The sequence below is a fragment of the Pseudomonas sp. WC1 genome (genome assembly GCF_050586565.1).
Classification (GTDB): Bacteria; Pseudomonadota; Gammaproteobacteria; order Pseudomonadales; family Pseudomonadaceae; genus Aquipseudomonas.
In genome coordinates this window covers 1-23,135 of the sequence record NZ_JBOBDQ010000001.1, presented here as the reverse complement: position 1 = coordinate 23,135, position 23,135 = coordinate 1, and the positions used below count along the sequence as shown (strand labels likewise).

Here is a 23,135-nt window from a genome sequence, read left to right as displayed (position 1 = left end):
ATGCCCCGCGATAGCGTCCTTCAGGGGACCTTCGGTACTTCGGGCAAAGGCTGGCCCTTAGGCCACAACATCCATATCTGCCCCTGTTGTTTCATGTTGCCTGCCAGTTCACCGGCCTCAGGACCGGTGCCCCAGAACAGGTCCGCACGCACTTCACCGGTAATCGCTCCGCCGGTGTCCTGCGCCCCCACGGGGCGCACCACCGGGCTGCCGTCGGGGCGGGTGGTGGACAGCCACAGCAGGCTGCCCAGCGGGATCACCTTGCGGTCGATGGCCACGCTATAGCCAGCGGTCAGCGGCACGTTGAGCGAGCCGCGCGGACCTTCGTTGCTATCCGGCCGGGTGCTGAAGAACACGTAGCTCGGGTTACTGGCCAGCAACTCGGGGACCCGCTGCGGGTTGGCCTGGGCCCAGGCGTGGATGCTGCCCATGGTCACCTGTTCCTTGGGCAGTTGGCCCTGGTCCACCAGCCAGCGGCCAATCGGCCGATAGGGGTGGCCGTTCTGGTCGGCATACCCCAGCCGCAACTGGCGGCCACCTTCCAGCTGGATGCGACCGGAACCCTGGATCTGCAGGAACTGCAAGTCCATCGGGTCGGTCAGCCAGGCCAGTACCGGCGCCTTGGCACCGTCGCGGTTGATCACTTCGGCGGTGTCATAGGGCTTGAGCACGCGGCCATCGAGGCGCCCGCGCAAGCGCTTGCCCTTGAGTTCGGGATACACACTGGCCAGATCGACCACGATCATGTCCTCGGGTACGCCGTACACCGGTACATGCGCGGCTTCGGTGCGTTCCAGGCTGCCGGGGTAGACCGGCTCGTAGTACCCGGTTATCAGGCCGTTGGCGCTGTTCTGCGCCGAGCGCAGTCCGACCACCTGGAGATTCTGCTCGAGGAAGGTGCGTACCTGATCAGCGTTCGCCGTGGCTGAACCGGCTGCCTCGCAGGTTGCGGCCCACACCAGATCGCGCTTGAGTTTCTCGCAACCGTTGCGCCAGGCATAGAAACCGGCCAGCAGGTCGTCGTCGCTGGCCTGGGGCAGGTCCTTCCAGGTGGCTGGTACATAAGTGGCGATGGCATGAGGCTCGGGCTTGGCGCTTTCGCCGCCGTTGCAGCCGGCCAGGAGCGCCAGGGCGGGGAGGGCCCAGGCGAGATGGCGCAATGCAGATTTCATCGGGTGGGTCCTGTGCTGGGCGAAACATGAACATTCGCCCTTGTTTTCTGTGTGGCTATTGGTCTTTGCCCGGCAGGCGGCGATACTGGCCACCCGTTTGCCTGGCCAAAGAGACCCTGATGTTCAAGCGATTGACCGTAGTACTGCTCGCCGCCCTCGCCCTGACCGCCTGTGACGGCGTCGACCCCAACTCGCCGCTGGGCCAGCGCAAGGCGATCTTCAAGCAGATGCTCAAGACCAGTGAAGACATGGGTGGCATGCTGCGCGGGCGGTTGCCCTTCGATGACGTGAAGTTCGCCGAGGGCGCGGTGAAGCTGGATACCTTGGCCCATGAGCCGTGGCAGCACTTCCCGCAGGTGCGCGACGAGGGTGACAGCAGCGCACGGGCGGATGTCTGGGAGCGCCAGGCGCGGTTCCAGGACCTGGCCCGGCAGTTGGAGGGCGTTACCGGCGACCTGGTGACGGTGACCCGCAACCCGCCGCTGGACGCAGCGCAGATGAAGGCACCGATGGACAAGGTCGAGGCGGCGTGCAAGGCCTGTCATAGCGAGTTTCGCAATCACTGAGCCGTGTGAGGCTGTTGTGGGAGCGGGTTCGTTCCCACATCAAAGGCTGTACGGTCAGCGCTCTAGCTCGTCCACGGCTTCTTGCAGTTCTTTCTTCGCCTCGGCCAGCTTGTCCTTGCGCTTGTTGATCTTTTCCGCGTCACCTTTCTTCATGGCTTTGTCCAGGTCCTTGGTGCGCTGGTTCACTTCGTGGCGGGCATCGAGCACTTTCTGCTCGCGCTCTTTGCGCAGCCCGGCTTCGGTGCAGTTGTCCACGCCACGCAGCGCCTCTTCGAGCCCGGCAGCCTGGTTGCTGTTGCCATGTTCACGGGCAATCTTCAGCTGGTTCTCGATGGCGCTGCGCTTGGCGGCGCAGCCGGTCAGGCCTGCATCCGGCTGGGCGGCTTGCGCGGCGCCGGTTGCCAGGCCAAGGGTTGCCAGCAGGAAAAGAGCGGTGAAACGTGTCATGAAAAGCCTCCTGAGCGGGGCGGAGCAGCAAAAGTTGGTGGAATCCTGCCTTGGTTTGCCGGATTTAGGAACCCTTGGTGGGTCTTTAAACGGCAAACTCGGAGTTGACCTACACTCGTCATTGTTCGGCGGAGTCGTTCGCGAGCTGGAAACCGGCTATACGATACCCGCCCAGTTGCTCGACAAGGGCTTGAACATCTTCTGTTGCAAAAAATACCTCGAGTTGTTTCGATCTTGCGCCACCGACGCCCGGCAAGGCTCGCCATGCGTCAGCCGATCGCGTTGCGAGCGTCGACCAGTCGGCCTCCAGGGGCATCCCCTGAGGCAAGGGCGCGCCTAGCGCGTTCAACCATTGGAGGAAGGGGCGCAAGCGCGCCGCGCTAAAACTGTCATGAAGCTGTCGGGCCCTGGCATCGCCGAGACCCGGCACGGCCGCCAGGACTTGGGTATCGAGCTCCAGCCAATCCACGAGGGTGGTCACAAGGCCGACATCCACCAGTCGGCGCCAGGTGCCCGGCCCGATCCCTGGCAGGGCCAGCCCCTGCTTGCCGCTCAACCAGGTCAATCGGGCGATGAATTGCTCTTCGCAGCCCACACCAGCCTGCCAGCAGGTGTGGGCGTCATACTGCCCGGCAGTCGGTGAGGTGACGGACTGTCGCACGACCGTGCGATGTACCACGTCGTCAAACCGCGGAATGGTGAGGCCGGCAAGGCTGATAGCCACCTGGTCGCCCGGGCGTATATCGAGTTTCTGCCAGCGTGCCAGGGACCCAAGGCTGACCTGCGAAACCCGACGGTCGTCCAGTTCGACAGGCGCCAGGTGCAGGATGGGGGTTACCTTGCCGGTGCGACCAATGCGAAAGCGCACTTCGCGCACTTCGGCCAGGGCTTGGGAGAAGGGGTATTTCCAGGCTGCAATCCAGTAAGGGGCCTTGGCCTGCCAGCGCTCGGCGGGCGGGCGGCTGCCCTGGCGCAGGATCACGCCATCGGTGGCGAAGGGCAGGGCGGCGCGATACCAGTGCAGGCGCATCTCGGCGGCCTGCTCCGGGCTGGCGATGGGGATGCTGTAGCGCTGGCTGTCGGCAAAGCCCATGGCGGCCAGTAGCTCGAGGCGCTCCGCCTGGGTTTGCGGCCCGTGTGGCCAGTCCCAGACGAACAGGCCGATGCTCGCGCCGAGGGCGGTGTCCAGCTGCTTGCGTGCCATTAGCCCGGCCACGCTGCCGCGAGCGTTAAGGCTGCCTGCCTGAGCCTGCACATGGCCCTCCAGGCGTTTGTAAAGTTCCCCTTGCAGCACCAGGTCCACAGGTTGCGGCAGCTGTCGGGTGATGGCGCCGAGCGAAGGAATATGCCGGCTCCAGTCATGGCCCTGGACGCCATCGCCGCGGCTGAGCAGCCGGACCAGCCGGCCCTGCTGGTAGATCAGGGAAACCGCGACACCATCGACCTTGGGCTGTATCCAGACATCGCGCTTGCCCGTCAGCCAGCGGCGCATGGCCTGTTCGTCGGGCAGCTTGTCGACGCCGGTGTGCGCGACCGGGTGGGGCATAGGGCCACGTGCGCCGGCCAGCGGGTCGGGCGCCGCGTCTGGCAGGTTGAAGCACCGCTGCAGTCGCAGCAGGCGCTGGCGGCTCTGGTCATAGAGTTCGTCCGCCACCAATGACTTGCCTTGACGATGGTAGTGATCGTCCCAGCGGGCCAGGGTCTCGCCCAGTCGGACCATTTCGGCATTCGCCTGTGATGGGCCCCAATCCGGACACTGGCCGGCCTGTGCGCTGGTGAAGAGAGTCGACAGGAGCATGAGTATCGGCAGTAGCGGCATGACCGGCATCCTTGCGAGGCGGTAAGGAGTCCTCAGCCTAGGTGCCAGTTGCTTGGTGCGACGTGCCGCATTGTCAGGCGATATGTCACGAAAAAGCCCCTGCCGATCGCTCGGCAGGGGCTTTCTTTTACTGCTGTAGGAGGCTTACAGGCCAGCGGCGTCGCGCAGGGCGGCGGCGCGGTCGGTGCGCTCCCAGGTGAAGGTGGTGAAGGTGTCATCACCCACGGTCTTCTGCTGCGGGGTACGGCCGAAGTGACCGTAGGCAGCGGTTTCCTGGTACATCGGGTGCAGCAGGTCGAGCATGGTGGTGATGGCGTACGGACGCAGGTCGAAGCACTCGCGCACCAGCTGCACGATCTTCTCGTCCGAGACCTTGCCGGTGCCGAAGGTGTTGATCGAGATGGAGGTCGGCTGGGCCACGCCGATGGCGTAGGACACCTGAATCTCGCAACGCTCGGCCAGGCCCGCGGCGACGATGTTCTTGGCCACGTAGCGGCCGGCGTAGGCAGCGGAACGGTCGACCTTGGACGGGTCCTTGCCGGAGAACGCGCCACCACCGTGGCGAGCCATGCCACCGTAGGAGTCGACGATGATCTTGCGGCCGGTCAGGCCGCAGTCGCCCACCGGGCCACCGATGATGAAGTTGCCGGTCGGGTTGATGTGGTACTGGGTACCCTTGTGCAGCAACTCGGCAGGCAGGGTGTGCTTGACGATCAACTCCATCACCGCTTCCTGCAGGTCTTTCTGCGAGACCTCGGGGTTGTGCTGGGTCGACAGCACGACCGCGTCGATGCCGACGACCTTGCCGTTTTCATAGCGGCAGGTGACCTGGGACTTGGCGTCCGGGCGCAGCCAAGGCAGCAGCTTGGACTTGCGCGCCTCGGCCTGGCGCTCGACCAGGCGGTGCGAGAAGCAGATCGGGGCCGGCATCAGCACGTCGGTCTCGTTGCTGGCGTAGCCGAACATCAGGCCCTGGTCGCCGGCGCCCTGGTCTTCCGGGCGGGAGCGGTCGACGCCCTGGGCGATGTCCACCGACTGCTTGCCGATGATGTTCATCACGGCGCAGGTGGCGCCGTCGAAGCCGACGTCGGAGCTGTTGTAGCCGATGTCGATGATCACGTTACGCACCAGGTCTTCCAGATCGACCCAGGCCGAAGTGGTGACTTCGCCGGCGATGATGGCGACACCGGTCTTGACCAGGGTCTCGCAGGCTACGCGGGCGTACTTGTCCTGGGCGATGATGGCGTCCAGCACCGCGTCGGAGATCTGGTCGGCGATCTTGTCCGGATGCCCTTCGGACACGGACTCGGAGGTGAAAAGGGAGTATTCGCTCATCTCGATGGGTTCCTGAAATTTACCGATGTTGTATGTCGCCAGTGGCCCGCTGGAAATGCCGGACCTGGATCTGAAAACCGTTACGCAAGCCCACGTAGAGGCTGTCCCCGGGGGCCAGCCCTGCCGCGTCGGCCCAACGGGCCAGGTCGTCCTGCTCGAAGCCAAGCCACAGGTCGCCGCAAGCTTCGCGCGCCCACCCCTGGTCATGGCTGCACAGCTCGGTGACCAGCAGGCTGCCGCCCGCCTTCACCCGTTTGGCCAGCAGGCGCAAGGCCTGGGCCGGGTCGCTGAAATGGTGCAGGACCATGTTCAGCACAACGCAGTCGGCTTCCACATCCGTTGCACCCAGTGCATCGGCCAACTGCAGGTTTACGTTATTCAGTGCATTGCGCTCGCAGACCTGGCGCGCCAGTTCGAGCATGGTCGGGCTGTTGTCCATGGCCGTGACCTGGTCGAAACGGCGAGCCAGGTCGGGCAGGAATCCGCCGTCGCCAGGCCCCACTTCCAGGGCGCTGGCGCCGACGCCGAAGCTGAGCTTGTCGAGCAGCGCCAGCAGGCTTTCGCGGTACTGCGGCAAGCCGGCGATCAGGTCCTGCTGGGCGCGGAACTTCTCTTCGACGCGCTGGAAAAAGTCCTGGCTGGTGGCGGCGCGGCGCTGTTGCACCAGGGCGATGCGTGCCTGTACGTCGACGGGCAGCGCGAGGTCGTCGGCTTCCTCGAGCAGTGCCGTATGCAGGCGGCCACCCAGGCGCTGACTGTCGGGCAGGGCACGGCGGTAGAAGATCGCATTGCCCTCGCGACGGGTCGCCACCAGGTCGGCCTGGGCCAGTACCTTGAGGTGGTGGCTCATGCCCGACTGGCCGATGTCGAAGATCTGCGCCAGCTCCAGCACGCCGAACGAGTCGTTGGCCAATGCGCGCAGCACGTTCAGGCGCAGCGGGTCGCCGCCGGCCTTGCACAGGGCGGCCAGCTCGTCGCTGTGTTGCGGGGTGATGGGCGCATTGAGGTTCATGGGGCGGGAGTCTAGTCAGGGGAGGCTGTGGTCGCAATAGCAATATCAAAAAGTTTTGATATTGCTGGATGGGTGGTGGTTGCGCAGGCGCATTTTTCTTGAAAAGCAGGCCAAACACAGGAAAAAAGCCCGACTGCGACCATACGTCATTGCCCCCGGCCCCCCCTGTGGGCGAAAATGGTCGTCTTTTTTCGCTTCACCACCCTTTCAAGCCCCAGGAGACTCAGCGATGCCCAGCCGTCGTGAACGTGCCAACGCCATTCGTGCCCTCAGCATGGATGCCGTGCAAAAGGCCAACAGCGGCCACCCAGGTGCCCCCATGGGTATGGCGGATATCGCCGAAGTGCTTTGGCGCGACTACCTGAAGCACAACCCGAGCAACCCCAGCTTCGCCGACCGTGACCGCTTCGTGCTGTCCAACGGTCATGGTTCGATGCTCATCTATTCGCTGCTGCACCTGACCGGCTACGACGTCACCATCGACGACCTCAAGGCCTTCCGTCAGCTGCACAGCCGCACCCCGGGCCACCCGGAGTACGGCTACACCCCTGGCGTGGAGACCACCACCGGCCCTCTGGGCCAGGGTCTGGCCAACGCCGTGGGCTTCGCCCTGGCGGAAAAGGTGCTGGGCGCCCAGTTCAACCGTGAAGGCCACAACATCGTCGACCACAACACCTACGTGTTCCTCGGCGACGGCTGCATGATGGAAGGCATTTCCCATGAAGTCGCCTCGCTGGCCGGCACCCTGGGCCTGAACAAACTGATCGCCTTCTACGACGACAACGGCATTTCCATCGACGGCGAAGTGCACGGCTGGTTCACCGACAACACCCCGGCGCGCTTCGAAGCCTACAACTGGCAGGTGATCCGCAACGTCAACGGTCACGACGCCGACGAGATCAAGATGGCCATCGACACCGCTCGCAAGAGCGACCGTCCGACCCTGATCTGCTGCAAGACCATCATCGGCTTCGGCTCGCCGAACAAGCAGGGCAAGGAAGACTGCCACGGCGCACCGCTGGGCAACGACGAAATCGCCCTGGCCCGCAAGGAACTGAACTGGAACCACGGTCCGTTCGAGATCCCGGCCGACATCTATGCCGAGTGGGACGCCAAAGCCGCTGGCGCCAAGGCCGAAGCTGCCTGGAACGAGCGTTTCGACGCCTACGCCAAGGCTTACCCGGAACTGGCTGCCGAGTTCAAGCGCCGTGACGCAGGTGAGCTGCCGGCCGACTTCTCCGAGAAGGCCCAGGCCTACATCAACGAAGTCGCCGCCAAGGGCGAAACCATCGCCAGCCGCAAGGCCAGCCAGAACACCTTGAACGCCTTCGGCCCGCTGCTGCCGGAGTTCCTCGGTGGTTCGGCGGACCTGGCCGGCTCCAACCTGACCCTGTGGAAAGGTTGCAAGGGTGTCGAGGCCAATGACGCCAGCGGCAACTATGTGTTCTACGGCGTGCGCGAATTCGGCATGACCGCGATCATGAACGGCGTCGCCCTGCACGGCGGCCTGGTGCCTTATGGCGCGACCTTCCTGATGTTCATGGAATACGCCCGCAACGCCGTGCGCATGTCGGCGCTGATGAAGCAGCGTGTGATCCACGTCTACACCCACGACTCCATCGGCCTGGGCGAAGACGGCCCGACCCACCAGCCGATCGAGCAACTGACCAGCCTGCGCAGCACGCCGAACCTGGACACCTGGCGTCCGGCCGATGCGGTCGAGTCCGCCGTGTCCTGGAAAGCCGCCCTGGAGCGCAAGGACGGCCCTTCGGCGCTGATCTTCTCGCGCCAGAACCTGCAACATCAGGATCGCAATGCTCAGCAGATCGCCGATATCGCCCGTGGCGGTTACGTGCTCAAGGACTGCGCCGGCGAGCCTGAACTGATCCTGATCGCCACCGGTTCCGAAGTGGGCCTGGCCGTCCAGGCGTTCGACAAACTGAGCGCCGAGGGCCGCAAGGTCCGCGTCGTGTCGATGCCGAGCACCAGCGTGTTCGATGCCCAGGACGCAGCCTACAAGCAGTCGGTCCTGCCACTGGAAGTCAGCGCGCGCATCGCCATCGAAGCTGCCCATGCCGACTTCTGGTACAAGTACGTCGGCCTCGAAGGTCGCGTCATCGGCATGACCACCTACGGCGAGTCGGCGCCGGCCTCCGCGTTGTTCGAGGAGTTCGGCTTCACCCTGGACAACATCCTGGGCACCGCTGAAGAGCTGCTGGAAGACTGATGCACCCGGGAGGCTCCATGCCTCCCGTCTGATCGCGGGGCAAGCCCGCTCCCACAAGGCATCCCGGTGCCTTGTGGGAGCGGGCTTGCCCCGCGATGGTCGTTCAACGCACCTGCACGTGAGTATCGAATGCCCCACCCGCGTCCCTACAAAGTTGCACTCAACGGTTACGGCCGCATCGGCCGCTGTGTCCTGCGCGCACTGTTCGAGCGAGGGGCAAAGGCCGGTTTCGAGATCGTCGCGCTGAACGACCTGGCCGACCAGGCCAGCCTGGAATACCTGACGCGCTTCGACTCCACCCACGGGCGTTTCCCCGGTGAGGTGAAAGTCGACGGCGACTGTCTGCATATCAACGGCGACTGCGTGAAAGTGCTGCGCAGTGCCACCCCCGAAGGCATCGACTGGGCCGCCCTGGATGTCGACCTGGTGCTGGAGTGCTCTGGCGCTTACAACACCCGCGCCGACGGCCAGCGCTTTCTCGATGCCGGTGCGCCGCGGGTACTGTTTTCGCAGCCGATGGCCAGTGAAGTCGACGTCGATGCCACGGTGGTCTACGGCATCAACCAGGATTGTCTGACGGGCAACGAACTGCTGGTATCGAACGCGTCCTGCACCACCAACTGCGGCGTGCCCCTGCTGCGGGTGCTGGACCAGGCCTTTGGCATCGAGTACGTACAGATCACCACCATTCACTCGGCGATGAACGACCAGCCGGTGATCGACGCCTATCACCACGAAGACCTGCGCCGCACGCGCTCGGCGTTCCAGTCGGTGATCCCGGTGTCCACTGGCCTGGCGCGGGGTATCGAGCGCCTGCTGCCGGAACTTGCCGGGCGAATCCAGGCCAAAGCGGTACGCGTGCCGACCGTCAACGTGTCGTGCCTGGACATCACCCTGCAGACCGCCCGCGACACCAGCGCGGCCGAGGTCAACCGGGTGTTGCGCGAGGCCGCCCTGGATGGCCCGCTCAAAGGCTTGCTGGCCTACACCGAGCTGCCCCACGCCAGCTGTGATTTCAACCATGACCCGCATTCGGCCATCGTCGATGCCAGCCAGACCCGTGTCTCAGGCCCTCGCCTGGTGAACCTGCTGGCCTGGTTCGACAACGAATGGGGGTTCGCCAACCGTATGCTCGACGTTGCCGAACACTATCTGCACGTCGTCCACCCAACCCGCAGCAAACAGCCCTGAAGGACTGCATTCATGACCGTGTTGAAGATGACCGACCTCGACCTGCAAGGTAAGCGCGTGCTGATCCGCGAAGACCTCAACGTTCCCGTGAAGGACGGCGTGGTCGCCAGCGATGCGCGTATCCTGGCAGCGCTGCCGACCATCAAGCTGGCCCTGGAGAAGGGCGCGGCGGTAATGGTCTGCTCGCACCTGGGGCGCCCGACCGAAGGCGAGTTCTCCGCCGAGAACAGCCTCAAGCCGGTTGCCGACTACCTGGGCAAGGCCCTGGGCCGCGACGTACCGCTGGTCGCCGATTACCTCGACGGCGTTCAGGTGCAGGCCGGTGACCTGGTGCTATTCGAAAACGTGCGCTTCAACAAGGGCGAGAAAAAGAACGCGGACGAGCTGGCGCAAAAGTACGCCGCCCTGTGCGACGTGTTCGTCATGGACGCGTTCGGCACCGCGCACCGCGCCGAAGGCTCCACCCATGGGGTTGCCAAGTTCGCCAAGGTCGCCGCTGCCGGCCCGCTGCTGGCGGCCGAGCTGGACGCCCTGGGCAAGGCCCTGAAGGCCCCGGCCAAGCCGATGGCGGCCATTGTTGCCGGCTCCAAGGTTTCCACCAAACTGGATGTGCTGAACAGCTTGAGCAGCGTCTGCGACCTGCTGATCGTCGGCGGCGGCATCGCCAACACCTTCCTCGCCGCAGCCGGTCACCCGGTCGGCAAGTCGCTGTACGAGGCTGACCTGGTCGACACCGCCAAGGCCATCGCCGCCAAGGTCAATGTACCGCTGCCGGTCGACGTCGTGGTTGCCAAGGAATTCGCTGAAAGCGCCGAAGCTACCGTTAAAGCGATCGCCGACGTGGCGGCTGACGACATGATCCTCGACATCGGTCCGCAGACCGCTGCCAACTTCGCCGAGTTGCTGAAGTCGTCGCAGACCATTCTGTGGAACGGCCCGGTCGGTGTATTCGAGTTCGACCAGTTCGGCAACGGCACCAAGGTGCTGGCCAAGGCCATCGCCGACAGCGCCGCATTCTCCATCGCCGGTGGCGGTGACACCCTGGCAGCCATCGACAAATATGGCGTTGGCGCCGATATCTCCTACATTTCTACCGGTGGCGGCGCGTTCCTCGAGTTCGTAGAGGGCAAGGTCCTGCCTGCCGTGGCAATCCTGGAAGAACGGGCCAAGGCCTGATTTTGAAGGCGCCTGGCAAAGGGAGCGACCTGATGGTCAAGCAATTGCCTGTGATGATCGTGGCCGTGTTGCTGGGCGCCTGCTCCAGCAACTCGGGCAGCGAGGCCGACCCGGCGCAGCCGCCCAAGGGCGGTTGCTACCAGTCCCAGTGGCAGGCCGAGACGGCACCGGTGATCAACAAGCGCCTGGGCCCGGACGGCCTGGAAAAATACGACGACGAACACCAGCGCAAGGCGCCGGGCTGCCCTTGATCGGATGGCAGGCAACCTGGGGCGGTTTTCGTGGTCTTGGACATTGGGGCCGCATTGCGGCCCCTGGCGGAGTAATTGAATGAAAGCGCTTCTGGCCATGTTGGCCCTGGCGACCCTGGCAGGCTGTTCGTTGCTGCAACCCGCTCAACCCGCCCCGGCGGACAACTGGACCCGATGGGTCTGCGACAGCCAGGCCGAGGTGCTGTGGCGCTTCGCCGATGCACAACAGGACGCGGTCGATGTGCGCCTGGGTGGCGGCGACCAGGTCTACCGGCTCAAGGCCGAGCCGGGCGCCTCCGGTGCGCTGTACAGCGATGGCATGCTGGCCTTCCACACCAAAGGTGAAGAAGGCCTGGTGTACTGGGTGGCGACCAACGATCTGATTGGGCGGGGCTGCAAGGCACCGTGACTGGCCGGGCCGCGCAGGTGGCCCACACTACTTGAACAGCAACCGCCCCTGCGGCAGGCTTGCACGAAACAAACGACGCTTGTCGGGAGAGAGATACACAATGGCACTCATTAGCATGCGCCAGATGCTGGACCACGCCGCCGAGTTCGGCTACGGCGTTCCGGCTTTCAACGTCAACAACCTCGAGCAGATGCGCGCGATCATGGAAGCCGCCGACAAGACCGACTCTCCGGTCATCGTCCAGGCTTCCGCTGGCGCTCGCAAATATGCCGGTGCGCCGTTCCTGCGCCACCTGATCCTGGCGGCCATCGAAGAGTTCCCGCACATTCCGGTGTGCATGCACCAGGACCACGGCACCAGCCCCGACGTGTGCCAGCGCTCCATCCAGCTGGGCTTCAGCTCGGTGATGATGGACGGCTCGCTGGGTGAAGACGGCAAGACCCCGACCGACTACGAGTACAACGTCCGTGTCACCCAGCAGACCGTCGCCATGGCGCACGCCTGTGGTGTTTCGGTGGAAGGCGAGCTGGGCTGCCTGGGTTCGCTGGAAACCGGGATGGCCGGTGAAGAGGATGGTATCGGCGCCGAAGGCGTGCTGGATCACAGCCAGATGCTGACCGACCCGGAAGAAGCGGCCGACTTCGTCAAGAAGACCCAGGTGGACGCCCTGGCCATCGCCATCGGTACCAGCCACGGTGCCTACAAGTTCACCAAGCCACCTACCGGCGACGTGCTGGCGATCGACCGTATCAAGGAAATTCACAAGCGCATCCCCAACACCCACCTGGTGATGCACGGTTCGTCCTCGGTGCCGCAAGAGTGGCTGGCGATCATCAACCAGTACGGTGGCGACATCAAGGAAACCTACGGCGTGCCGGTCGAAGAGATCGTCGAAGGCATCAAGTACGGTGTACGCAAGGTCAACATCGACACCGACCTGCGCCTGGCCTCCACTGGCGCCATGCGCCGCCTGATGGCGCAGAACCCGAGCGAGTTCGACCCGCGCAAGTTCTTCGGTGAAACCGTCAAGGCCATGCGTGACGTGTGCATCGCCCGCTACGAAGCCTTCGGCACCGCCGGCAACGCCTCGAAGATCAAGCCGATCTCCCTGGAAGGCATGTTCCAGCGCTACGCCAAAGGTGAACTGGCGGCCAAGATCAACTGATCCGGCACCGTTCAACGGAAGAGCCCGCAGCGATGCGGGCTTTTTTGTGCCTGCTGCTTGGTACGGAGCGCTCAGGCCTGGGCCGCGCGTCGCCTGTCCGGCACTGATACCGTTAGTCGGCTAACATCAACTCCAGTGGCTTATAGCCATCCACCTGCATTGCGTCTTCGGAGGCCGAGACTAGAGTAACAATCGGATCCAATAACAAGTCGCAGTTGGACTTACCAAGAGAAGCAACATGGATGGCGCTTATTCTCAAACACCGGAAAGCAGTTCGGTTCTGTTGGTCGTAGACGACTATCCGGAGAACCTCATCAGCATGCGGGCCTTGCTGTCCCGCCAGGATTGGCAGGTATTGACCGCCAGTTCAGGGATGGAAGCCCTGAGCACCTTGCTCGAGCACGAGGTCGATCTGGTCCTGCTCGACGTGCAGATGCCTGAAATGGACGGTTTCGAGGTTGCCCGCCTGATGCGCGGCAGCCAACGCACGCGTCTGACCCCGATCATTTTCCTGACCGCCAACGAGCAGTCCGACGCCGCCGTACTCAAGGGCTATGCCAGTGGCGCTGTGGACTACCTGTTCAAACCGTTCGACCCGCAGATCCTCAAGCCCAAGGTCCAGGCCCTGCTGGAGCAGCAGCGCAACAGGCGCATGCTGCAGCGGCTGACCCGTGAACTGGAGTCAGCGCGGGCATTCAACGCCTCGATCCTGGAAAATGCCGCAGAGGGCATTCTGGTGGTGGACGAAACGGGTTGCATCGGCTTCGCCAACCCGGCCATCTCACGCCTGCTCGATGCGCCGGTGGACAAACTGCAAGGCGCGCACATGCTGGACCTGATCCAGCTCCCCTGCGCCAACCTGTGGCACGAGTCGGACTTCTACCAGGCCTATCTGCGGCGGCAGATCTTCCGTGTGCACGATGCCCAGCTGCGCACCCTCGGTGGCCAGCTGGTGCCGGTGGCATTGTCCTGCGCGCCGCTTCCCGCCGAACAGAAGGCCATGGTGGTGACGGTGCTGGACATGTCGGTGGTGCGCAGCCTGCACCAGCAATTGGAGTACCAGGCGGTGACCGACCCGCTGACCGGGCTGCTCAACCGTCGTGGCTTCTACCAGACCGCCGAAAGCGCGTTGCTGCGCAACGAGCGTTCGGACAAGGCCAAGGCCCTGATGTACATGGACCTGGACGGCTTCAAGCGGATCAACGACCTGCTCGGCCATGAGGCCGGCGACAAGGTCCTGCGCTGGGTGGCCGACCAGCTCAAGGAGTGCCTGGGCAGCGAGGCGCTGCTGGCGCGTATGGGCGGCGACGAGTTCACCGCGCTGTTCGACGGCCTGCCGTATCCCGAACAGGCCGGCCGCTATGCTGAAAAGCTGTTGGAGCGCATGTCGAGCTTCCAGCAGGTGGATGGGCTCGAGGTCAACCTGGGGGTAAGCATCGGCATCGCCACCTACCCCGACTGCGGCGCCAACGTGGAGGGCCTCCTGCGCGCGGCCGATGCGGCGATGTACGCGGCCAAGCAGGCCGGTCGCCAGCAGTACCGCTTCTACGACCAGGAACTCAATGGCCGCGCTCGCTCACGGCTGATGCTTGAGGACAGCGTGCGCACGGCCATCGAGCAAAATGATTTCAGCCTGGTCTACCAACCCCAGGTGGCATTCGCCGATGGCCGGCTGCGCGGCTTCGAGGCGTTGTTGCGCTGGCAGCACCCGAGCGTCGGCGACGTGCCGCCCGGGCTGTTCATCCCGTTGCTGGAAGAAGCTCGCCTGATCAACCGCCTGGCCAGCTGGATCTATCGCAAGGGCGCCGCGCAACGCAATGCCTGGAGCGATCGCTTTGGTTCGCAGTTGGTGCTGGGCATCAGCCTGAGCCGCGCCCAGTTCACCATGCCCGGGTTGGTCGATGAACTGGCCCAGGTGATCGACAAGCATCAACTGCAACCCGCCCAATTGGAGGTGGAGGTTGCCGAAACCTCGCTGATGTACAACATCGACGCGGCGGTGAAGCAGGTGCACCGCCTGCGGGAGCTGGGCATTCGCGTGGCGCTGGACGATTTCGGCGCTGGCGACTGCTCGCTGCGCATGCTGCGTGACCTGCCTATCGACACGCTCAAGCTCGACCGCCACCTGGTCGCGCGGTTGCCGGACTCGGCGGTGGATATCGCCTTGGTGCGCAGTGTTATCGATCTGTGCGCGGCCTATGACATCACGGTAATCGCCGAGGGCGTCGAGACCCGGGCCCAGGCCGAATGGCTCAAGGGCGCCGGTTGCGCCTACGTGCAGGGGTTCCTGGTGGCCCGGCCGCTCACCGCCGACGCCGCTGGCGATTTCCCAGCGTTTTTCCCATGGGCGTCGTGATTGGCTAAACTCGCGTCTTCTTGTCCCGAACGCCTGCCATGACCGCCCTACGTTACCTGCAAGCCTACCCGCCGCACCTGCAGGAACAGGTGCGCCAGATGATCGCCAGTGATCGTCTGGGCGACTACCTGCGCCAGCGCTATCCCGAACGTCATGACGTGCAGAGCGACAAGGCCCTGTACGGCTATGCCCAGGAGATCAAGCAGCAGTACCTGCGCAGCGCGCCGCCGCTGGACAAGGTCCTGTTCGACAACCGCCTGGACCTCACCCACCGTGCATTGGGCCTGAACACGGCGGTATCGCGGGTGCAGGGCGGCAAGCTCAAGGCGAAGAAGGAGATCCGCGTCGCCTCGTTGTTCCGCGAGGCAGCGCCGCAGTTCCTGCGCATGATCGTGGTGCATGAGCTGGCGCACCTGAGGGAGCGCGATCACAACAAGGCGTTCTACCAGCTCTGTCAGCACATGGAGCCGGACTACCATCAACTTGAATTCGACCTGCGCGTCTACCTGACCTATCGGGAACTGCCGGGCAACACCTGAGGGACAAGCACCCCATGACCACGGAAGTGAGCAAGACCCGCAGCAGCTTCTACCGCCGCCTTTACGTGGCCTGGCTGATCGACAGCCAGACCGCCACCAGTGTGCCGGCGTTGATGGAGGCCACCGGCATGCCCCGGCGTACCGCCCAGGACACCATCGCCGCCCTGGCCGACCTGGACATCGTCTGCGAGTTCGAGCAGCAGCTCGGTGCGCGCAACCATGCCGGGCACTACCGTATCCGTGACTGGGGGGCGATCGACAAGCAGTGGATCATCCAGCACCTGCGCCAGATTCGCGATGTGCTGGGGTATCCCTGAGCTTCACCCCTCTCTCTACGCCACACCTTTCTTTCAGGATGTTCCGTATGTCTTCCAAGGCCATCGACGCTCGTTTCAGCAATTACGCCGCCATGGCCGATGGTGTCGCGACCCTGTTGTTCCCCCATGCCGAAGTGGTGGTCCACGATCTACGCAACCAGACGGTCGTGCATATCGCCAACAATATTTCCAGGCGGCAGTTGGGCGACGACTCTGCGCTGGAGGACCTGCTGGGCGAGCTCGGCGCCACGACGCCGCTGGGGCCCTACGAGAAACTCAACTGGAACGGTCAGAAAGTGCGTTCGATCAGCAGTGTCATGGTCGATGAGGCCGGGGCACCCGAGGCGCTGCTGTGCATCAACTTCAACATCTCGGTGCTGGAGCAGGCCAAGCAGGCACTTGACCTGTTCTTCCAGGCCAGCCGCTTGCTGCCCCAGCCAGATGTGCTGTTCCGTGATGACTGGCAGGAGCGCATCAACACCTTCCTGCATGCCTGGCTCAGGCAGCATGGCTTGAGCCTCGACGGGCTCAGTCGGGAGCAGAAACGCGAGTTGGTCGAGGCCCTGCACGGGGAAGGCGCCTTCCGCGGCGGCAGTACGTACGACTACGTGGCCAATATCCTCGGCATGGGCAGGGCTACGGTCTACAAGTATGTGAAGCTCGCGCGGGAGGCATAGTTTCCAGGCTTGTACTTGGTGGAAAAATATTCTACGGTGGATTTTTATTCCATTTAGCGCCGGCGCCTGCCTGTCGCTTCCCGAGGAGATTCCGCCCCATGCCTATCGACGATCTGGCGCTCGCGCAGTTGTACCAATCCATTCTCCAGGCTCATCAGGCCCTGCGCCCGTTGGTACCGGTGACCCCGCTGGCGCGCAGCCTGGCGCTCTCGGCCATGACTGGCTGCGACGTCCATCTCAAGTGCGAACACCTCCAGCTGACCGGATCGTTCAAGTTCCGCGGTGCCAGCAACAAGCTGCGCCTGCTGGGCGAGGCGCAACGGAGCAGGGGGGTTATCGCTGCTTCCTCGGGCAATCATGGGCAAGGGCTTGCCCTGGCCGGTCAGCTGCTGGACGTGCCGGTGACAGTGTATATCAGCGCTGAGGCCTCGCCTGCCAAGATCGAGGCGATGCGTCTGCTGAGGGCGCAGGTGCAGGTTCTGGAGGTCGATTCGCTGGGGGCGGAGCAACTGGCCCGCGAGGAGGCGTTGCGCCAACACAAGCCGTTCGTCTCGCCCTACAACGACCTGGAGGTCATCGCCGGGCAGGGGACCATCGGCATGGAACTGTTCGAGCAGGCGCCGGACCTGGATGCGGTGTTCGTCGCCGTGGGCGGCGGCGGGATGGTGTCCGGGATCGCCACCGCACTGTACAAGCTGGCGCCATCGGTGGAAATCATCGGCTGCTGGCCGGTCAATGCGCCGACCTTGCAACGCTCCATCGAACAAGGCCAGGTCATAGAGATGGACGAGTTACCCACCCTGTCCGACGGCACTGCCGGCGGCGTGGAGGCGGACACGGTCACCTTGCCCCTCTGCCAGCGCCTGCTGACGCGAACCGTGCTGGTCAGCGAGGAAGAGATCAGGCAAGCCATGCGCGACGCTGCCGCCTGCGAGCACTGGATCATCGAAGGCGCCGCCGCCGTCGCTCTGGCCGGCATGAAGCAGCTGGCCGGGCAATACCAGGGCAAGAAAGTGGCGGTGGTGTTGTGTGGGCGCAACATCCAGCTGGAGAAATACCTGGAGGCCCTCGCATGAAGATCCACGACCTGCAGGCGATCAAGGCCTGCCTCGACCTCGACGCGATCGAGCGGCGGCTGGTGGACGGTTTCAGGGCCTACAGTGCGGGTCAGGTGCAGGCTCCGCCGGTGCAGAACTTCCAGTTCCGCCAGGCCAATGGCGATTGCTGCATCAAGTCGGCTTATCTCGAAGGCGGCGAAACCTTCGTGGTTAAGGTCTCCAGTGGTTTCTACGACAATCCGGGCAAGGGCCTGCCCAGCAATGACGGCTTGATGCTGGTGTTGTCGGCCCGTACCGGTGAACCGCTGGCCTGGCTGGCCGACCAGGGATGGCTGACTGCCGTGCGCACCGCCCTGGCCGGGCGCATTGTCGCCCGCCTGCTGGCGCCTCGCGAGGTGGAGGCCATCGGCGTGCTTGGCACCGGACTGCAGGCCCGTCTGCAACTTGAATGCCTGATGGCGTTGACGGGCTGTCGCCAGGTGGTTGTCTGGGGGCGCAGTGAGCAAGGCTTGTCGGTCTACCGTGAGCATGCCCGGGCGTTGGGCTTCAGCGTGCAGACGGTCCAGCAGCCGCAGGCTGTCGCGCAGGCGGCCAACCTGATCGTCACCACCACGCCGTCGCGTGAGCCGTTGCTCAGGCGCGAGTGGGTTCGTCCCGGAACCCATATCACGGCGGTCGGCGCGGACTGCGTCGGCAAGCAGGAGCTGGATGCGGCGCTGGTCGCCTCGATGTCGCGAATCATCGTCGACTCGCAGGCCCAGTGCGGAGCCTATGGCGAGGTTTCCCACGCGCTCAAGGCAGGGTCGCTCGAACCTTCTCGCTTGCTGGAACTGGGCGCGGTGCTGGCTGGTCAGGAAGCGGGGCGTCAGGATCAGCACGAGGTCACCCTCGCCGACCTGACCGGTGTCGCGGTTCAGGATGCGCAGATTGCCCAGTGGGTCTTCGAACGCCTGCGCGGCTGAACGATGAAATTGTCCACAGACCGGCCAAAATAGAGGCAATTTGACAGTATTGTCGCGTGCCACAACGATCAGCCTTGTGTAGGCTGCCAGGGCAGTAGTAGTTAAGATCGCCGTTTCCGCGTGGGTTACCAATTGCGAAAGGACTTGAGCATGCGGCCACTGCTTTGCGTTCTTGGTTTACTCGGGCTGTTGTGTGCGGGGCCTGCCCTGGCCCATGGCAAGCTGCGGCTGGTGGCCGACAGCTGGCCGCCCTTTACCGACACCAGCATGCCCGGTGGCGGCCTGGCCACCAGTATCGTCACCACGGCGCTGACCCGTGCCGGCTACGCCACCGAGTTCGAGGAGGTGCCCTGGGCCAGGGCGCTGATGGGCGTGGGCGAGGGACGCTACGATGTGCTGATCAATGCCTGGTACAACCAGGAGCGCACCCTGATCGGCCAGTTCTCCGCGACCTACCTGGTCAACCGTATCCGCCTGCTCAAGCGTGAAGGCGAGGCTTTTGCCTATGCCCGCCAGGCTGACCTGTACCCTTACACCATCGCCGTGGTGCGCGACTACGCCTATTCCCCCGAATTCGACAGCGACGAACGCCTGAACAAGGTGCTGGTGCGCAACTTTTCATCGGCGGTGCGCATGCTGGCGGCCGGGCGGGTGAACCTGGCGGTGGAGGATGAATACGTGGCGCGCTACAACCTGCAGCGCGAGCCGCAGCCGGTGCGCGAGGGCGTGGCCTTCGTCGACCCGCCGCTGGGCGAGAACAGCCTGCACATCCTGGTAAGCCTCAAGCACCCGGAGCACAAGAAGATCGTGGCGCGTTTCGAAAAGGCCATCGCCACCATGAAGGCCGACGGCAGTTACGCCCGCCTGATGCGCCAGCATGGTTTCTGAGCCCGCTATTGGTGTGGGAGCGGGCAATCAGGCGGGTTGACCTTCCTTGATCAGATGCCCGGCCAAGGTCCGCAACGGCCCCAACTGCCGGCAGATCAGCGCCAATTGCGTCTGCACCAGGCGCTGATGCTCGTCCAGCTCCTCGGGCATCTGCTCCAGCGCGTTGGCCAGCGCCTCCTCGGCGTCGCTGTGGATCGCCACCGGCAAGCGTGCCGCCAGGCCATTGGCGATCTCGTCCAGGCTGCTGGCCAGGCTCCGCCCGGCACCATCGATCAACTGCTCGTGGACTTCGGCCGGCAGCGCAGTGTCGCGGTGCGCGCCCAGCCCCGAGAGGTAGCTCAGCAAGGTATGTGACAACACCAGGAAGCGGAAGCCGACGTCGGCCTCCTTGCGGAAATGTCCTGGTTCCATGAGCATGTTGGCCAGGGTGGTCGACAGCGCCGCGTCGGCATTGTGCGCATTGCGCCGGGCCAGGCGGTAGGCCAGGTCGTCACGCTTGCCATGGGCGTATTGCTGCATGATCTGGCGCAGGTATTCGCTGGCGCAGGCGAGGGTGTTGGCCAGCACCTTGTTCAAGCGCCGTCCCTGCCAGTCGGGCAGGAACAGGAACACCGCGAGGATGGCGATCAGGCTGCCGACCAGGGTATCGAACAGGCGTGGCAGGAACAGCCCGTAGCCATCGCCGATCTGGTTGAAGCAGAACAGCACCATCAGGGTGATCGCCGCCGTGGCCAGGGTGTAGCGGGTGGTGCGGTTGACGAAGAACACCACCCCTGCGACCACCGCGAACAGCGATTGGACGATCGGGTTGGGGAACAGGTCGAACAGCGCCCAGCCCACGGTCAGGCCGATGGCGGTGCCGATGATCCGTTGCACCAGTTTGCGCCGGGTCGCGCCATAGTTGGGCTGGCAGACGAACAACGTGGTGAGGATGATCCAATAGCCCTGGGTCGGGTGGATCAGGTGAACCATGCCATAGCCCACCGACAACGCCAGCGACAGGCGCAGGGCGTGGCGGAACAGCAACGAGGTGGGTGTCAGCTGGGTGCGCAGGCGTTTCCACACATCCTTGAAGTTGCGTGGCGAGCGGTCGAGCAGGCTGCTGTCGCTGGCATCGGCCAGGCTGTCCGGGTTGCTGGCGGCGCTGAGCAGCCGGTCCAGCGTGGCCAGGTTGGCGGCCAGCGCCCGCAGCGAGCGCAGCAGGCTGCGCCAGGCCGGGTTGTTCTGGGTGCGCAGGTGCTCCAGCGAGGCATTGAGGTCTTCCAGTGCCTCGGGGTAGCCGCTGGCCAGCACGAACGGCTGGCGCAGGCGGATCGAGCGCGCCAGCTCCTGGCAGGACGAGCCCTGCTTGCGCAGCAGGCGTTGGCAGCGGAACATCACGTCGCTATGGAAGAACGCCTCGGTCAGGCCGTTGTACGGATAGTGCGAGGCGCTGACCCGCTCATGGATGTCCTGGGCCAGGAAATACAGCTTGAGGTAGCGGCTGACCTTGGAGTTGGGCTGGCTGTTGCCGACCCGGTGCAGGATGATCTCCTTGGCGGCGTTGAGCGCGGCCACTACCTTGCCATTCTGCTTGGCCAGTTCCAGGCGTGTGGCCTCGACATCAAGGGTGCGGACCGGCTCGAACAGGCTGGCCTTGAGCTTGAGGTAGCTGCCCAGCTCGTAGAACAGCCTGGCCAGGCTCTGTTGCACCGGCTGGTTGGAAAACAGCGCCTGCCACACCACCGACAGCAGTCCGTACCAGGCCGCACCCGTCACCAGCAGCAACGGCTCGTGCCAGAAATCGCTGACCTCTCCGCCGCGCTGGTCGACACCGATCATGGTGTAGACCGACAGGATCAGCGTGGCCGAGGCGATCGCCCCATAGCGTTCGCCCAGGGCCCCGAGCATGGTCAGGGAGAACGCCGCCAGGGCTAGGGCGATTGCAAAGACCCAGGGGTAGGGGAACAACAGCTCGACCGACAGCGCGGCAATGGCGAAACAGCCCAGGGTGACCAGCAGGGCACTGAGGCGGCCCTGCCAGCCATCGTCGGTCTCGGCCAGGGCGCTGGCTATGATGCCGAGGAACAGCGGGATGAGCAGGCTCATCTCGTTCTGGTACCAGCACCAGGCCATGCTGCCGGTGAGGGCGATGGTCACGCGGATGGCATAGCTGAACTTGTCTTGGCCCCACAGGCGACGCAATGAATGGCGGAACGAGCTCGATGACATGATGGCCTGCTGGGCAGTATTCGAAAAAGAATCTCTGGGGCCTCATCGCAGGGCAAGCCCGCCCCCACCGTTCTGACGTGAGAGCGGGCTTGCTTCGCGATGGTTTCGCACCCTTCACAGCACAAACCAGCAAGAAGCGTTCCGTGCTGCTGAATGGATTCTACTCTACACGAACTGCGCCGCCGCGTTGGCCGAGGCCCAGGCCCACTGGAAGTTGAAACCGCCCAGGTGCCCGCTGACATCCAGTACTTCGCCGATGAAGTACAGCCCCGGGCTTTTCAGCGATTCCATGGTTTTCGAAGACACTTCGCGGGTATCCACGCCGCCCAAGGTCACTTCCGCGGTGCGATAGCCTTCGGTCCCCGCCGGCACTACTTGCCAGGCCGCCAATTTTTCGGCGACCTGCGCCAGCTGCGCAGGGGTGTATTGCTTCAGTGGCTTGGACTCGAACCACTGCTCGGCCAGCAAGTTAGCCAGCTTGCGAGTGAACACCTCGCCCAGCACGGTCTTCAGCTCGCTATTGGGACGCTCGGCTTGTTGGCCTTGCAGCCATTCCAAGGCGTTGCGATCCGGTAGCAGGTTGATTTCGACGGTGTCGCCGGCTTCCCAGAACGATGAGATCTGCAGGATCGCCGGCCCGCTCAGGCCACGGTGGGTAAACAGCAGGTTCTCGCGAAAGCTGGTGCCATTGCAGCTGGCGATGCAGTCCAGCGAGGTGCCGGACAGCTCGGTACACAGTGCCTTGAGCTGGGGCTCGGTGATGGTGAACGGTACCAGGCCGGCTCGGGTCGGCAGCAGTTCGTGGCCGAACTGGCGGGCGACCTGATAGCCGAAACCGCTGGCGCCGAGCGTCGGGATCGACAGGCCACCGGTGGCGATTACCAGCGACTGGCAGGCGAATGGGCCGGCGCTGGTCTGCAGGCTGTAGCCGGCCTCGGTCCTTTCGATCTTGTCGATGCTGGTGTTCATGCGCAGCTCGGCGCCGGCCTGGTCGCACTCGGCCAGGAGCATGTCGAGGATGTCGCTGGACTTGTTGTCGCAGAACAGCTGGCCGAGTTTCTTCTCGTGGTACGGCACGCCGTGCTTGCACACCAGCTCGATGAAGTCCCACTGGGTGTAGCGGGCCAATGCCGACTTGCAGAAGTGCGGGTTGTGCGAGAGGAAGTTGGCCGGCTCGGTGTACATGTTGGTGAAGTTGCAGCGCCCGCCGCCGGACATGAGGATCTTCTTGCCCGGTTTGTTGGCGTGGTCGAGCACTAGCACCCGGCGCCCACGCTGGGCGCTGAGCAGGGCGCACATCAGGCCGGCGGCGCCGGCGCCGAGGATGATCACGTCGGTGGAGTGCACGGTGTTACCT

General features: G+C 64.3%; 21 protein-coding genes. 14 read left to right on the top strand and 7 right to left on the bottom strand.

All coding sequences use genetic code 11. The annotated features are described in order from the left end of the window. Positions 1-20: 20 nt before the first annotated feature. Positions 21-1,172 carry a murein transglycosylase A gene (gene mltA / locus ACQ4OD_RS00105; protein ID WP_139673980.1) on the bottom strand — a complete coding sequence of 384 codons (1,152 nt, stop codon included), beginning with the start codon at positions 1,170-1,172 and terminating at the stop codon, positions 21-23. A 119-nt stretch (positions 1,173-1,291) separates the two neighbouring features. Between mltA and ACQ4OD_RS00100 the strand changes: the two genes are divergently transcribed. Then, positions 1,292-1,738, top strand: a complete 447-nt coding sequence (locus ACQ4OD_RS00100; RefSeq protein ID WP_102682221.1) for a c-type cytochrome — start codon at positions 1,292-1,294, stop codon at positions 1,736-1,738. Positions 1,739-1,792: 54 nt separating this feature from the next. Here ACQ4OD_RS00100 and ACQ4OD_RS00095 read toward each other — a convergent pair whose 3' ends face one another. The 4 genes from ACQ4OD_RS00095 to ACQ4OD_RS00080 all read right to left on the bottom strand — a co-directional run bounded on the left by ACQ4OD_RS00095 (position 1,793) and on the right by ACQ4OD_RS00080 (position 6,351). Then, positions 1,793-2,185 (bottom strand): DUF1090 domain-containing protein, encoded by a 393-nt coding sequence (locus tag ACQ4OD_RS00095; RefSeq protein ID WP_139673978.1) that lies wholly within the window; start codon positions 2,183-2,185, stop codon positions 1,793-1,795. Between the two features lie 118 nt (positions 2,186-2,303). After that, positions 2,304-4,004: an NAD-dependent DNA ligase LigB gene (gene ligB, locus ACQ4OD_RS00090; protein ID WP_430943684.1), complete on the bottom strand. Its 1,701-nt coding sequence runs from the start codon at positions 4,002-4,004 to the stop codon at positions 2,304-2,306. 144 nt (positions 4,005-4,148) lie between these two features. Next, a complete protein-coding gene (gene metK / locus ACQ4OD_RS00085; protein WP_038706913.1) occupies positions 4,149-5,339 on the bottom strand; it encodes a methionine adenosyltransferase in 1,191 nt (396 codons plus the stop codon). 19 nt (positions 5,340-5,358) lie between these two features. Beyond that, complete coding sequence (locus ACQ4OD_RS00080; RefSeq protein ID WP_139673972.1) at positions 5,359-6,351, bottom strand: ArsR/SmtB family transcription factor; 993 nt, start codon at positions 6,349-6,351, stop codon at positions 5,359-5,361. Between the two features lie 229 nt (positions 6,352-6,580). Between ACQ4OD_RS00080 and tkt the strand changes: the two genes are divergently transcribed. From tkt to ACQ4OD_RS00015, 13 genes are all read left to right on the top strand, one after another. Then, positions 6,581-8,578 (top strand): transketolase, encoded by a 1,998-nt coding sequence (gene tkt / locus ACQ4OD_RS00075; protein ID WP_102682217.1) that lies wholly within the window; start codon positions 6,581-6,583, stop codon positions 8,576-8,578. Between the two features lie 129 nt (positions 8,579-8,707). Continuing rightward, the gene (gene epd, locus ACQ4OD_RS00070) at positions 8,708-9,769 is read left to right on the top strand and encodes an erythrose-4-phosphate dehydrogenase (protein ID WP_139673969.1); all 1,062 of its coding nucleotides are present in this window, start codon (positions 8,708-8,710) and stop codon (positions 9,767-9,769) included. Between the two features lie 12 nt (positions 9,770-9,781). Continuing rightward, positions 9,782-10,945 carry a phosphoglycerate kinase gene (locus ACQ4OD_RS00065; protein ID WP_198755083.1) on the top strand — a complete coding sequence of 388 codons (1,164 nt, stop codon included), beginning with the start codon at positions 9,782-9,784 and terminating at the stop codon, positions 10,943-10,945. After that, entirely contained in the window at positions 10,945-11,196 is a 252-nt protein-coding gene (locus ACQ4OD_RS00060) for a hypothetical protein (RefSeq protein ID WP_371918102.1), read from the top strand. The genes ACQ4OD_RS00065 and ACQ4OD_RS00060 overlap by 1 nt, the downstream gene beginning before the upstream one ends. A 79-nt stretch (positions 11,197-11,275) precedes the next feature. After that, positions 11,276-11,605, top strand: coding sequence for an MliC family protein (locus ACQ4OD_RS00055; protein ID WP_102682214.1), 330 nt, complete (start codon positions 11,276-11,278; stop codon positions 11,603-11,605). Positions 11,606-11,705: 100 nt separating this feature from the next. Then, entirely contained in the window at positions 11,706-12,770 is a 1,065-nt protein-coding gene (gene fba, locus ACQ4OD_RS00050) for a class II fructose-bisphosphate aldolase (RefSeq protein WP_023631710.1), read from the top strand. Positions 12,771-13,008: 238 nt separating this feature from the next. Continuing rightward, positions 13,009-15,126, top strand: a complete 2,118-nt coding sequence (locus ACQ4OD_RS00045; RefSeq protein WP_111532548.1) for a putative bifunctional diguanylate cyclase/phosphodiesterase — start codon at positions 13,009-13,011, stop codon at positions 15,124-15,126. 38 nt (positions 15,127-15,164) lie between these two features. Next, a complete protein-coding gene (locus ACQ4OD_RS00040; RefSeq protein ID WP_023631708.1) occupies positions 15,165-15,665 on the top strand; it encodes a M48 metallopeptidase family protein in 501 nt (166 codons plus the stop codon). Positions 15,666-15,679: 14 nt separating this feature from the next. Further along, complete coding sequence (locus tag ACQ4OD_RS00035) at positions 15,680-15,982, top strand: winged helix-turn-helix domain-containing protein (protein ID WP_102682213.1); 303 nt, start codon at positions 15,680-15,682, stop codon at positions 15,980-15,982. Positions 15,983-16,029: 47 nt separating this feature from the next. Further along, positions 16,030-16,659 carry a helix-turn-helix transcriptional regulator gene (locus ACQ4OD_RS00030; RefSeq protein WP_430943683.1) on the top strand — a complete coding sequence of 210 codons (630 nt, stop codon included), beginning with the start codon at positions 16,030-16,032 and terminating at the stop codon, positions 16,657-16,659. 98 nt (positions 16,660-16,757) lie between these two features. After that, positions 16,758-17,735 carry a threonine/serine dehydratase gene (locus ACQ4OD_RS00025; protein WP_198755082.1) on the top strand — a complete coding sequence of 326 codons (978 nt, stop codon included), beginning with the start codon at positions 16,758-16,760 and terminating at the stop codon, positions 17,733-17,735. Continuing rightward, entirely contained in the window at positions 17,732-18,679 is a 948-nt protein-coding gene (locus ACQ4OD_RS00020; protein ID WP_139673954.1) for an ornithine cyclodeaminase family protein, read from the top strand. The genes ACQ4OD_RS00025 and ACQ4OD_RS00020 overlap by 4 nt, the downstream gene beginning before the upstream one ends. Before the next feature lie 150 nt (positions 18,680-18,829). Beyond that, positions 18,830-19,567 (top strand): substrate-binding periplasmic protein, encoded by a 738-nt coding sequence (locus ACQ4OD_RS00015; RefSeq protein ID WP_139673951.1) that lies wholly within the window; start codon positions 18,830-18,832, stop codon positions 19,565-19,567. Between the two features lie 27 nt (positions 19,568-19,594). On the opposite strand, the gene yccS is transcribed toward ACQ4OD_RS00015, so the two are convergent. Together yccS and ACQ4OD_RS00005 are read right to left on the bottom strand one after the other, a co-directional pair. Continuing rightward, on the bottom strand, positions 19,595-21,778 hold the full coding sequence (yccS, locus tag ACQ4OD_RS00010) for a YccS family putative transporter (protein WP_258599747.1): 2,184 nt from the start codon (positions 21,776-21,778) through the stop codon (positions 19,595-19,597). Positions 21,779-21,943: 165 nt separating this feature from the next. Beyond that, positions 21,944-23,125, bottom strand: coding sequence for an NAD(P)/FAD-dependent oxidoreductase (locus ACQ4OD_RS00005; RefSeq protein ID WP_258599748.1), 1,182 nt, complete (start codon positions 23,123-23,125; stop codon positions 21,944-21,946). Between the last annotated feature and the right edge of the window lie 10 nt (positions 23,126-23,135).